Annotated in this window: 9 protein-coding genes, 1 tRNA gene and 1 pseudogene; 10 read left to right on the top strand and 1 reads right to left on the bottom strand. The window is 58.2% G+C overall.

Annotated elements, in window-relative coordinates; genetic code table 11:
* Positions 1-368 precede the first annotated feature (368 nt).
* The 9 genes and pseudogenes from VDP61_RS04035 (at position 369) to acuI (ending at position 10,875) form a co-directional block, all read left to right on the top strand.
* Entirely contained in the window at positions 369-848 is a 480-nt protein-coding gene (locus VDP61_RS04035) for a hypothetical protein (RefSeq protein WP_323005657.1), read from the top strand.
* Positions 845-3,049 (top strand): 4Fe-4S binding protein, encoded by a 2,205-nt coding sequence (locus VDP61_RS04040; RefSeq protein ID WP_323005658.1) that lies wholly within the window; start codon positions 845-847, stop codon positions 3,047-3,049. The genes VDP61_RS04035 and VDP61_RS04040 overlap by 4 nt, the downstream gene beginning before the upstream one ends.
* A gap of 20 nt (positions 3,050-3,069) precedes the next feature.
* Positions 3,070-5,004: a TAT-dependent nitrous-oxide reductase gene (nosZ, locus tag VDP61_RS04045; RefSeq protein ID WP_323005659.1), complete on the top strand. Its 1,935-nt coding sequence runs from the start codon at positions 3,070-3,072 to the stop codon at positions 5,002-5,004.
* Positions 5,005-5,007: 3 nt separating this feature from the next.
* Positions 5,008-6,394, top strand: a pseudogene (locus VDP61_RS04050) (nitrous oxide reductase family maturation protein NosD).
* Entirely contained in the window at positions 6,360-7,256 is an 897-nt protein-coding gene (locus VDP61_RS04055; protein ID WP_323005660.1) for an ABC transporter ATP-binding protein, read from the top strand. The pseudogene VDP61_RS04050 and the gene VDP61_RS04055 overlap by 35 nt, the downstream one beginning before the upstream one ends.
* Entirely contained in the window at positions 7,253-8,077 is an 825-nt protein-coding gene (locus VDP61_RS04060; protein ID WP_323005661.1) for an ABC transporter permease, read from the top strand. The genes VDP61_RS04055 and VDP61_RS04060 overlap by 4 nt, the downstream gene beginning before the upstream one ends.
* A complete protein-coding gene (locus VDP61_RS04065; RefSeq protein WP_323005662.1) occupies positions 8,074-8,649 on the top strand; it encodes a nitrous oxide reductase accessory protein NosL in 576 nt (191 codons plus the stop codon). Before VDP61_RS04060 ends, VDP61_RS04065 begins: the two co-directional genes overlap by 4 nt.
* 4 nt (positions 8,650-8,653) lie before the next feature.
* Positions 8,654-9,556: an FAD:protein FMN transferase gene (locus VDP61_RS04070; RefSeq protein ID WP_323005663.1), complete on the top strand. Its 903-nt coding sequence runs from the start codon at positions 8,654-8,656 to the stop codon at positions 9,554-9,556.
* A gap of 329 nt (positions 9,557-9,885) precedes the next feature.
* A complete protein-coding gene (acuI, locus tag VDP61_RS04075; protein ID WP_323005664.1) occupies positions 9,886-10,875 on the top strand; it encodes an acryloyl-CoA reductase in 990 nt (329 codons plus the stop codon).
* A 263-nt stretch (positions 10,876-11,138) separates the two neighbouring features.
* Here acuI and VDP61_RS04080 read toward each other — a convergent pair whose 3' ends face one another.
* The gene (locus tag VDP61_RS04080) at positions 11,139-12,092 is read right to left on the bottom strand and encodes a flagellar motor switch protein FliM (RefSeq protein WP_323005665.1); all 954 of its coding nucleotides are present in this window, start codon (positions 12,090-12,092) and stop codon (positions 11,139-11,141) included.
* Positions 12,093-12,335: 243 nt separating this feature from the next.
* Here VDP61_RS04080 and VDP61_RS04085 point away from each other — a divergent pair.
* Positions 12,336-12,412, top strand: a tRNA-Ile gene (locus VDP61_RS04085).
* Positions 12,413-12,997: the final 585 nt, after the last annotated feature.

Raw genomic sequence — 12,997 nt, forward strand, 5'->3', positions numbered from 1 at the left:
ATCAGCCAAGGTCTTGATGTCCTTGATTTAAGGCCGCAGCCGGCATCTGCTGGCGCAAGATGCTGCCGATCCCGACTGACGGGGGGGCAGGCCGATATCCGCCATGTATCGCGCAATTTGGTATTGATGCGCCGCCCCCTTTCGATAAGACTGAGAAGCTGGCGCGCCATTCTGGCCAAACTGATTTATGGACGGTGCAGCTTGATGCAGCAAAGCGACCAAAGACATCCAAGGCAAAGCCTTTGCGAGACGCCAAGATGAAGCGGCCGTATCGAATTTCCATGCGTTATGAAAATATTGCAGGAAAACTGCCAGGTGGTTTGACTTGGATCAAACCGTTCAGGTGGTTTTGCTGCCAGAAGGGGCGCATGAAAACCGCTTGGTCATATATTCGGCTTCTTGTCTTATGCCTCGGCGTTGCCCTTTATGGTGCGGCGGCGAATGCCGGGATGAAAATGCCTGTGGGCGGCACCGAAATGGTGATCTGTGCCGATGGCGTTGCGCTTACGGTCTATATCGACGCCAACGGTGACCCGGTTGAACCGGGGGGCGTGTGCTGTAACTGCCTTGATTGCGGTCACGCGCCGGTCTTGTTTGCCAATCAGACAAGCGCAGGTCTGGCCAAGCCGCAGTATCCCAGCCCGTCATGGCCAATGGCCGATGCTGATGTTACCATCGTTTTAGATACCAACGCCCGCCCAATGCCGCGCGGCCCCCCTTTGCAGGGTCGGGTTGTTTTTGCGCATGCCGCGCAAAAGGCTGTCTTGGCTACATTTGACCACAGTGAAATGTATCCAGGACATGCTTTCGGCCTTGGCGGGCACCTCTTGCAAGGATGCCAGCTATGACTTTGCCGCGTTATTTCCAACGAATTCTGGCCACGCTATGCGCTGTTGTGCTGTTTGCGCTACCTGCCTCAGCCGAAACGGTGCTGGCGAAATACCTGCCTGATATGGTTCCGGGCGCGTTGGTCGAAGGTGCCGATGGCTTTGGCGCAATTCGTGAGGATGTAGCCATCGCGCCGGTCCTTAAAGGCGGCGAGGTGATTGGCTGGGTGTTCGTCACCTCTGATTTCGTGTCTACCACCGGATATTCCGGCAAGCCCATTCACACCATGGTTGCGGTTGATAAAGATGCCAAGGTGATTGGCGTCGATCTGGTCAAGCACTCGGAGCCGATTGTCCTGATCGGGATTCCCGACTCCAAGATCAAGGCGCTGACTGCCAATTATCGCGGCCTGGATCTGGTGCACGAGGCGCAGACCGGCGGTACCGGGCATGAGCTGGACATCATTTCAGGCGCAACCGTGACGATCATGGTGATTGACGATTCCATCGTGCGGTCAGGCTTGAAAGTGGCCCGCGTCTTGGGTCTGGGCGGCCTTGCCGTTGAAGAAAAGCCCACAGGCCCACAGTTCGAGATGAACCTTGACGCGGAAGCGGCAAGCGATTGGATGACACTGGAAGGCGATGGCACGTTGCGCCGCCTGTCCCTTGACGTGGGCCAGATCAACGAAGCTTTCGCCGCAATGGATGATCCGCGCGCCGCCAAACGTGCGCTGACCGAAGCCCCCGAAACCACCTATATCGAGATGCAGGCGGCCTTGGTGTCGCATCCCTCCATCGCGCGCAGCCTGTTGGGCGAGACCGAAGCCGCAAATTTTGCAACATGGTTGAAAGAGGGCGAGCATGCGGTTGCCATTGTCGGCAGGGGTCTTTATTCCTTCAAGGGTTCGGGCTATGTGCGTGGCGGAATTTTTGACCGTATCGTATTGATCCAGAACGATATTTCTGTCCGTTTCCATGACAAGCAGCATCGCCGTATCAACGCTATTGCCGCTGATGGCGCGCCGGCCTTCAATGAGGCGGATTTGTTCAAGATCCCCGCCGATTCCGGCTTTGACCCGACGCAGCCATTCCGTATCCAGCTTTTGGTGCAGCGCGAAGTGGGTGCGATTGAAAAGGTTTTCACCACATTCGATCTGGGCTATCAACTGCCGCAGCAGTATTTGCAGCGTGTCGCGGTTGTCCCCACCACCGAAACACCAACAGCCGTTGAGGCTGCCGCCGGCCAATCCGAAGACGCGGCGCAGCAAGCGCTTTGGAAGCGGATCTGGCAGGGTAAAAAGCTTGAGATTGCGGTTCTGGTTGCGATGCTGGGTCTGCTGACACTGGTGTTCTTTTTCCAGAGTTTTGCGACCCGCAACGCCCGTGCCTTTTTCTGGTTCCGCATCGCCTATCTGACGGTAACGCTGGTGTTCCTTGGCTGGTATGCAAACGCCCAACTGTCCGTTGTCAATTTGATGGCACTTTTCGGGGCCTTGATGTCGGGCTTTAGCTGGCAGGCGTTCTTGCTGGACCCGATGACGTTTATTCTGTGGTTCTCGCTTGCTGCCGCCTTGCTGTTCTGGGGGCGTGGGGCCTATTGTGGGTGGCTGTGCCCCTTTGGCGCGCTGCAAGAACTGCTGAGCCGGATTGCCAAGTTTTTCCATATCCCGCAATGGACCCTGCCCTGGGGGTTGCACGAACGGCTATGGCCACTGAAATACATGATTTTCCTTGGTCTTTTCGGTGTGTCCTTGATGAGCATCGAACAAGCTGAGCATCTGGCCGAGGTGGAGCCGTTCAAGACTGCGATCATTCTCAAATTCGTCCGGGCATGGCCATTTGTGGCCTATGCGGTGGCGTTGCTGGCCGCAGGGCTGTTTGTGGAGCGCTTCTATTGCCGCTACCTGTGCCCGTTGGGCGCGGCTTTGGCGATCCCGGCCCGGTTGCGGATGTTCGATTGGCTGAAACGCTACAAAGAGTGCGGCAGCCCTTGCCAAAGCTGTGCCAATGAATGCCCGGTACAGGCCATCCACCCCACGGGTGAGATCAACCCGAATGAGTGCGTGAACTGCCTGCATTGTCAGGTCTTGTACCAGTCAAAGACGATTTGCCCTGTTGTAATCAAGAAGATGAAGCGCCGTGAAAAGGTAGGCTCTGCGCCTGATCTTGTTCCCGATCTTGGGCGCGGCTTTATGGGGCACCCGAACCAACTGAAATCCTAACTCAACTGAAAGGACTAACCATGTCTGAGGATCTGAGAATGAAACTTACCCGTCGTGGGTTGCTGGGGGCGACTGCCGGGGGCGCTGCCCTTGCTGGTGGCCTGGGAACGCGTGCCATTCTGGCAGGCGGCGCGATCGGGGCTGCAACCGTTGCCGGTACTTCGGCTGCCAGCGCTGCCAGCGCCGAGGTCGGCCCAGGGCAACTGGATGAATACTACGGCTTCTGGTCCTCGGGCCAGTGCGGCGAGATGCGTATTCTGGGCATTCCGTCGATGCGTGAATTGATGCGGATTCCGGTGTTCAACACCTGTTCGGCTACGGGTTGGGGCATCACCAACGAATCCAAGAAAATCCTGACCGAAGGTCTGTTGCCGAAAACCAAGGAATATCTGGCGGCAAACGGCCATGAATTCCCGCCAAACGGCGACTTGCACCACCCGCATATGTCCTTCACCGAAGGCAAATATGACGGTCGCTTCCTGTTCATGAACGACAAGGCCAACACCCGTGTTGCCCGTGTGCGTTGTGACGTGATGAAATGCGACAAGATCATTGAAATCCCGAACGCAAAGGCCATCCACGGTCTGCGTCCGCAAAAATGGCCGCGCACCAACTATGTCTTCTGCAACGGCGAAGACGAAGTGCCGATGGTCAATGACGGCAAGATCCTGGACGAGCCAGAGAAGTATGTAAACTTCTACACCGCTGTAAATGCGGATGAAATGACAGTTGCATGGCAGGTCATGGTCACCGGCAACCTTGACAACACCGATTGCGATTATGACGGCAAATATGCCTTCTCGACCTCGTATAACTCGGAAATGGGGATGACCCTGCCCGAGATGACCGAGTCCGATATGGACCATGTCGTTGTGTTCAACATCGCAGAAATCGAAAAAGGCATCGCAGAAGGTGACTTTATCGAGCTGCAAGGCGTCAAGGTGATCGACGGGCGTAAAGGGCAGAACAAAAAGTACACCCGCTACATCCCGGTCCCGAACAACCCGCACGGCTGTAACATGGCACCCGACAAGATTCACCTGTGCATCGGCGGCAAACTTTCGCCCACTGTGTCGGTGATCGACGTGCGCAAACTGGACGCCCTGTTCAACGAAGATGCAGACCCGCGTTCGGCCGTGGTGGCTGAGCCCGAGTTGGGCCTTGGCCCGCTGCACACAGCCTTTGACGGCAATGGCCGGGCCTATACCACGCTGTTCCTTGACAGCCAGGTCGTGGTTTGGGACATCGAAAAAGCCGTGAAGCTGTATAACGGCGAAGATGTTGACCCGATCGTTACCAAAGCGGATGTGCATTACCAGCCCGGCCATAACTCTACCGTTATGGGGGAAACGCTGGAGGCGAGCGCCAAGTACTATCTGACCATGAACAAGTTCTCGAAGGACCGCTTCTTGAACGTAGGGCCGCTGAAGCCGGAAAATGAGCAGTTGTTCGCCATTGACGGTGACAAGCTGACCCTGATCCACGATGGCCCGACCTTTGCCGAACCCCATGACTCGATCATCGTCGATCCGTCCAAGGTGAACCCGAAGTCGGTCTGGGACCGCAACGACCCGATGTGGGCCGAGGCACGCGCGCAGGCCGAGGCCGATGGCGTTGATCTGGACGATTTCCAGGACACGATCATCCGTGATGGCAACAAGGTGCGGGTCTATATGTCCAGCCAGGCGCCAAACTTCTCGATCGAGAAGTTCACTGTCCAGCAGGGCAATGAGGTAACGGTCTATGTCACCAATCTTGATGACATCGACGACCTGACCCACGGCTTCACCATGGGCAACCACGGTGTCGCAATGGAGATCTCGCCACAGGCAACCGCCTCGGTGACCTTCGTTGCTGCACAGCCAGGTGTGTTCTGGTATTACTGCCAGTGGTTCTGCCACGCGCTTCACATGGAAATGCGCGGCCGGATGTTTGTTGAGCCGAAGGAAGCCTAAGCTATGATGCGCCCCCTGTTTCTTGGTTTGTCCCTTGCCTTTGGCCTGCCCGTTTGGGCGGCTGAGGTGCCTGTGGTGCCGAACCTGGGGCAGGGGGCGCTTGGCCTTGCCATCGCCGGGGCTGCCCCCGGCGATGTGCTTGTTCTGGCGCCGGGGCGGTATACCGGGGCCATTGTCATTGATCGCCCGCTTACCTTGCGCGGGCCATCATCGGCCATCATCGACGGCTTGGGCCAAGGCACAGCTGTCACCATCGACGCCGAGGATGTATCGATTGTGGGGCTGACCATCACCGGATCCGGGATGAGCAGCCCAGACCTTGATGCCGGCGTGAAAATTCTGAAAGGTGCAGACCGCGCCACAGTGGAGAATACCCATATTCTGGGTAATCTGCACGGCGTTGATATTCACGGTGGGCTTGATGCCACCGTGCGCAACAATATCATTGAAGGCACGCAACAACTGCGGGTCAATGATCGCGGCAACGGGATTTACGTCTGGAATTCGCCGGGTGCCTTGGTTGAAGGCAATACCGTGCGCTGGGGCAGGGATGGGATATTTTCCAACACCTCACGCAAGGGCACTTACCGTAATAACCTGTTTCGTGACCTGCGCTTTGCCGTGCATTATATGTATACCAATGATTCCGAAGTGTCGGGCAATGTGTCCATCGGCAACCAGCTTGGCTTTGCGTTCATGTTCTCGGATCGGGTTGTGGCCAAAAACAACCTGAGCCTTGGCGATCGCAGCCATGGGGTCATGCTGAACTATGCTAACAACTCTGATGTTTCGGGCAATCTGGTGCTGGGCACGCTGAAAAAGAAGCGCCGGTACCAAAAACGAAGGGCCGCCAGAGCTTGGCACCGACCGTTGCACCTTCATCTATAATGCCCATAAGAACCTGATCTACAACAACCGCTTTGAAGGTTGCGACATCGGTATCCATTTTACCGCAGGGTCGGAACGTAACGTGCTGACCGGCAACAGTTTTCTGGGCAACCGTGAGCAGGTGAAATATGTCGGCACCCGCGATATTGAATGGAGCTTTGAGGGGCGCGGCAATTTCTGGTCCGATCATCCGGGGTTTGACCTGAACGGTGACGGTTATGCCGACAGCCCGTTTCGCCCCAATGACCTGATGGATCATATCTTGTGGTCGCAGCCTGCCGCCGCTTTGCTGACGGGATCGCCCGCGGTGCAGCTTGTGCGCTGGTCGCAATCCAGCTTTCCTGCAACGCTTCCGGGCGGTGTGGTTGACAGTTTTCCGCTGATGGCACCGCTGACGATTGCCATTCCGCCCCAATATGCCCAGATGGCCGCCGAGGCGGTAGAAAATCGGGCCAAAGGACCAATAGATGACTTCGACATTAACGATCTCTCATCTCACTAAGGCGTTTGACGGGCTGGCCGCCTTGTCGGATGTCTCGCTGCATGTCGCGGCGGGTGAGCGTGTGGCCCTGCTTGGCCATAATGGCGCGGGCAAATCAACGATGATGAAGATCATCCTTGGCCTGATTGCCGCCGATCACGGTGATATTTCGGTGTGCGGTGCGGCCCCCGGCAGTGCTGCGGCGCGAATGCAGGTGGCCTATCTGCCGGAAAACACAGCCTTTCATCCGGCCCTGACCGGGTTGGAACAGATAACCCATTACTTGCGGCTGCGCGGCGAAAGCCCCGGCCTTGCCATGGGGCTTTTGGACCGGGTTGGCCTTGGCCATGCCGCCAAGCGCCGGATCGGCACCTATTCCAAAGGCATGCGGCAGCGCGTGGGGCTTGCACAAACGCTGATTGGCCAGCCAAGGCTTTTGGTGCTGGATGAGCCGACTTCGGGGCTTGATCCGGTGTCGCGCCGCGATTTTTATACGCTGCTGGATGATCTGGCCGCCGATGGTGCGGCGATCTTGCTTTCCAGCCACGCGCTGACCGAGGTAGAGGCCCGCACCGACCGTTTGCTGATCTTGTCCAAAGGGCAGCTGGTGGCCAGCGGCACCTTGCCCGACCTGCGGCGCAAGGCGGCCTTGCCGGTGGCGCTGCATATCACGCCGCATAATGGCTATGCATCTGATCTTATGGTCGCTTTGCCCGGCGCAATTGCGGTGCGCGGCGATCTGCACCTGACCTGCGCCCAGGATGAAAAACTGGCCACACTGGCGCAAATTGCCGAGTTGCAAGCCAAGATTGAGGATCTGGAGATCCTCCCTCCCAGCCTTGAAGATATTTACAGCCATTTCAGCCGGAGGGATGGCCAATGATCGCCCGTATCCTTGCCACTGCCGCAACCGAGGCCCGTATTGCCAGCCGTAACCGCTGGGTGACAATCGCAGTTTTGCTGATGGTGGTGTTTTCGCTGGTCCTGGCCGCGGCTGGCTCTGCGCCCTCGGGGGCTTTGGGGGCTGATCGGCTGTCGGTGACAGTGGCGTCGCTGACCTCGCTTTCGGTCTATCTGGTGCCGTTGATCGCCTTGCTGATGTCGTTTGATGCCATCGCCGGTGAGGTGGAGCGGGGCACTTTGCCGCTGTTGCTGACCTATCCTGTAGCCCGCTGGGAGGTGCTTTTGGGCAAGTTGCTGGCCCATCTTGGCGTGCTTTCGTTGGCGATTGTTGCAGGCTTTGGCGCGGCGGCCGTGGCGGCTTTTGCGACGGATAGTGCGGCGGGTTCGGGGCTTGCAGCCCTGTGGCGGCTGACGTGGAGCGCGGTTTTGCTGGGCGCCACCTTCCTGTGCGCGGGTTATGCGCTGTCATCCTTGGCCCGCAGGCCTTCGGCGGCGGCGGGGCTGGCGATCGGGCTGTGGCTTGGGCTTGTGGTTTTGTATGATCTTGGGCTGCTGGCCGCGATTGTGGCCGATGATGGCGGCCTTTTCACCACGCGCGTATTCCCCGTGGCCTTGCTGGCGAACCCGGCCGATGCGTTCCGGCTGTTCAACCTTGCGGCCTCGCAGGCAACGGCGGCGGCGGCGGGTGTTGGCGCTGCGGCGACGGCGATCCCGCTGTGGCAGTCCTTGCTGTCGATCGTGGTCTGGCCTGTGGTGGCCCTTGGCCTTGCCACGCTTGCCTTTCGCAAGGTGACGGCATGAAACCCCTTTTTTTCTGTGTGGTGCTGCTGCTGGCCGCCTGCCAAGAAGAGGTGGCGCAGGATGTGTCGGCTGTGGCGCTTACCGAAACCTCTGCCGGCCATTATTGCCAAATGAACCTGCTGGAGCATGACGGCCCCAAGGCGCAAATTCATTTGGCGGGCCTGCCTGGTGCGCCGCTGTTCTTCAGTCAGGTGCGCGATGCCGTGGCCTATATGCGGATGCCCGAGCAAAGCCACGCGATCCTTGCGACCTGGGTCAATGACATGGCGGCCCCCGGCGCAAGCTGGGAGCACCCCGGCGCGGATAACTGGCTTGACGCAGAACAGGCGTTTTTTGTTGTGGGAAGCACGATCGTCGGCGGGATGGGCGCACCGGAAATCGTGCCGTTTTCAACCAGGATCGCTGCCGATGCCTTTGTCAAAACCAATGGTGGTGAGGTGATGCGCCTGGCTGATATTCCCGACAGTGCAGCCCTTGCGCCCGTCGATACGCCGACTTCTGCCCAAGACCAAGACTCAGATCTAGATTTTGAAGACCGCCTGCGTGCTTTGTCGCGCCAGCCGAAAGGATAAGCCCATGACATCCCGCCGCCGTTTCTTGACAATCAGCGCCGCTGCCCTTGCCTTGCCGACCATGGCCCGTGCAACCGGGGTTTACACTTGGACGGGGATTGCGCTTGGGGCGCGCGCGACGATACGCTTGGCGCACCCGGAGGCCGAAGCAATCACCACCCGCGCCGCCGCTGAAATCGCGCGGCTGGAAGGAATTTTCAGCCTGTTTCAAACGCAAAGCGCGGTGTCGCAGTTGAATGCCACTGCCACGCTGGCCAACCCGCCGTTTGAGCTGCTGGAATGTCTAAGCCTTGCCGGTGCAGTCAATCATGCGACCGGGGGGCTGTTTGACCCCACAGTTCAGCCTCTTTGGGCGACTTACGCCGAGGCTGCGGGCGCACGGCCAAGCAAGGCGGCCTTGGCACAGGCCTTGGCCGTTACAGGCTGGCAAGGCGTAACACTTGATCCGGCTGCGATCACCTTGCGCAAGGGCATGGCCCTGACGTTAAATGGAATCGCACAAGGCTATATTGCCGACCGGATAGCGGTAATGCTGGCGGCCGAGGGGCTTGATAACATTCTGGTCGATACCGGCGAGCTTCGCGCCTTGGGTGGGCAACCGGGGGGCGGGGCCTGGCCGGTTCAGCTTGCGCTTGGCGGCAGCGTGGCCCTTGCGCAGCGTTCGCTTGCAACATCCGCACCGCTTGGCACCAGCTTTGATGAAAAGGGGCAGGTGGGCCATATTCTCGACCCAAGGACGGGCCTGCCTGCGGCTGCGAAATGGCAATCAATCTCTGTCTCTGCAGGCTCGGCAGCGCTGGCCGATGCGCTTTCAACTGCCGCTTGCCTGACGTCGGGGCCGGAAGAAATTGCAGATTTCCTGGCTCATTTCCCCGATGCCAGGCTTGAGGCGGCGGTGGGGGTGTAACCCGCTGCCGCTTGATTAGCCGGTAAAAAGCGGGCGGCCTTTTACCCTTTGCGCGCCGATTGGCGCTTTTGGCAGGCCGCTGCCGATTTTCCTTTGCCGCGCCGGCTACCGCTGGCTTTCAAGCCAGATACAGGTTTGACAAAGCACGCCATTCAGGAAACCTTGGGGGATGATCGGGCATGCCCCGTCATCCCGATTGTGATCGCCTTTGTCAAAGCAAGAGGGGTATGATGGTTCGGTCCGGCATTTCAATGCCGGTGCCGCCCGGCCAATTGGCGCATGCAATCGTCTGTGATAGCAAAGGATGTCTGGTTTTGAAGGAGAGTGCGATGTTTAACGCTTTGATCGTGGAAAAGCATGCCGACGGAAAAACCTCGGCATCGGTCCAGCAGATCGGCCTGGACCGATTGCCAGAGGCTGAGGTGACGGTTGCGGTAGAGTTTTCAACCGTGAACTACAAAGACGGGCTTTGCATCGGGCCGGGGGGCGGGTTGGTGCGCAACTACCCGCATGTTCCGGGAATTGATTTTGCAGGCACGGTCGAGAGCTCGTCAGACCCGCGCTTCACGGCGGGTGACAAGGTGGTCTTGACCGGCTGGCGCGTGGGTGAGGCGCATTGGGGCGGGTATTCGCAAAAGGCACGGGTGCGGGCCGATTGGCTGGTGCCTTTGCCTGCGGGCCTGACGACGCGACAAGCGATGGCGGTGGGAACGGCTGGCTTTACCGCGATGCTTGCGGTGATGGCCTTGGAAGATCATGGGATGACCCCCGGCGATGGCCCGGTATTGGTGACGGGGGCGGCGGGGGGCGTGGGCTCGGTTGCTACCGCCATTCTGGCGCATCTTGGCTATGAGGTGGCGGCGGTGACGGGACGACCTGAAACAGCCGATTACCTGATGGGCCTTGGAGCTGCCCGCATTGTTGCGCGCGCAGATTTGTCCGAAACGATCAAGCGCCCGTTGGAGGGGGAAACCTGGGCAGGCTGTGTTGATGCTGTGGGCGGCGCAATGCTGGCGCGGATTTTGGGACAGATGAAATATGGCACCTCGGTTGCGGCCGTTGGGTTGGCGGGCGGTGCAGCGTTGCCGGCAACGGTGATTCCTTTCTTGCTGCGCGGGGTAAACCTGCTGGGGATCGACAGCGTGTTGCGCCCCTATGCGGACCGCCTGCGCGCCTGGGACCGCATCGCCCAAGATCTGCCGATTGCAAAGCTGGAACAGATGGTGCAACCGGCCACCCTGGCTGATTTGCCAAAGCTGGGGGCAGATATTCTGAAGGGTCAGATACAGGGGCGTGTGGTCGTCGATGTGAACGCCTGACTGATCGCATGGACCTTTGGCATTTGAACGGTTGGCGTGAAAGCGGCCACGACAATGCAAAGCCGCTTACCTTTAATTCAAACCTGATTGCACGGAGGCCGTGCAGCCTGTGACGAGGGTGCGTTTTGGGCCCGGCCTCTGGCACCGGGTTGAACACAGAACCTCTTGGTGTTTACCGCGGCTGTTTGCATAAGGGGTCTTGTTGACGGGTTTGGGGCGTACCTTTCTGCTGATGTCGCCTTTGGTTTCGATCGTGTGCGGGCCTATCCGGCCTTTTGAATATCAGTGGCTTTTTCAGGCATTTGTGCCGGTCTGATTGCCGCATCTACATGGGCAGCGGGGCTTGATGCGGCCGCAAGGCGCACGGCACGCAGGCCGCTGTTTTGGCCCAGCTTGCCCGATGCCAGCCGTTTTCCATCAAGCCCGACAAGGTCGATTTGGTCAAGCGCGGCAGCCCCCAACGCCATATGGTCCCCGACTTTGAGGTTAAGAAGCGCTTCCAGTGGCAGCGATATCCGCGCCAAGACGGCAATCAACTCGGCATTTGCTTCCAAAACCTGCGCGTTCATGGCGGCTTTGAAAACCAGTTCCGCCGCCCGGCTTGGCGGTGGCGAGGCTGCTTTGGGCACCTCTCCGCGACCGTCGGCAGGCAGCGCGAGCAGAATATGCCCGGTCCTGGCCCCCTCGGCCAGAGAAATATCAATTTTCAGAACCTGATAAGTTACATCCTCAAGCAAAAGCGGCAAAGGGCGGGCATCTTCCAAAAAGGAGGCATAGCGAAAGCCGCCGGCCCAGATCAAATCATCAGATTGGAACAGCTCTACCTCAAGCCCGCGCAGCGCAGAATTAATTATGCCGGAAACCATCGCCGCGTCGGTGCGCGTGGGGCGACGCACGAGGGGCGGGGTCTTGCCTATGCGCCCAACCATTTGCATTTCAAGAATTCCAGCAAGAATATCGGGGGCAATCATCAATAGGCCAAGCCCATCTTTCGGGCCTTCCAACATTGCGACAAGCGCGCGATCAGGGGGCAAATCGAGCAGTTCCGCCAGCGAAGATCTGTTTTGGCTTAATTCGACAAGCCCCAATTCAATCCCGATAGCGTCATAGGCTGCACGCGCCAGCGCGAGTTTCCATGCTTTGGCTACCCCCTGCACTTCAATGGGAACGCTTTTGCGCGAAAGACTGATCTTTCGTTTGATACCGCTCTGTTCCAAGACTGCCCCCTGACCTTTCCCTCAGGAATGGCAGAAACAGGTTTCCAATCGGTTAATGCGGTAAAGTTTGCGTTTATCGCAACAGATCAAGCGAAAACCGAAGGCCTGCATTCCCAAATCTGCACATAATCTGCTGCTGTGAGCGTAGAAAGCGCATAGTTTGCAACAAACTCTGCTTGACCCTAACCGTGCTTGCGCATAGCACACGCACTATCCGATCAGGTGGGCGCAGCCCTCCTTTCCGGGCCTGTAGCTCAACTGGTTAGAGCAGGGCGCTCATAACGCCTTGGTTGCGGGTTCAAGTCCTGCCGGGCCTACCACTACACTGATTTCATTGAGTTTTCTGAAGGGTGGGCACAGAGGTGGGCGCAGAATGTGCCCACCCTTAATTGTGGTGTGAGGCTGCGGCCTACCATTCATAGGCGATTCAGCCATAATCAGTCGGGCCCAAGGCCACAATCAGGGTTTGCTGACCATTTGGTGGTTCCTGGTTGAGGATGGCACCACGCACTTTGCGTTATGAACTTTCATCGTGGGGAGGGGGATCGATATTCGCTATCGTTTTGGCATCGGATAGATTGATACCTCGACAGTAATCAGGGTTAACCCTACGAAACTGCTATGTTTGGTAAAGGCCGACGATATTCAATGGCGATTTTACCAAAGTGTTTTGTATTTGTGTTCGCCATTTGACACTTGGTTCTCGCGTCCTAGATGCGTCCGCCGTATTAGGTTGATGTGTGGGACCTTATGTTGGGCCGAAAGCAGACATGCCGAGTGCTTTTACGCAAGGACCGCACAGCGGGATTTTATTGCCGTTCGCTGCAAGCGCAAAAACAGGACAAGGCCAGATTGGCATCAACAAAATGGGCGGATTGCGAACTTTCGCGGCGTTTGCACAGTCT

Origin of the sequence: Pseudorhodobacter sp. (genome assembly GCF_034675685.1) — a bacterium.
In the GTDB taxonomy this organism is placed as follows: Bacteria; Pseudomonadota; Alphaproteobacteria; order Rhodobacterales; family Rhodobacteraceae; genus Pseudorhodobacter.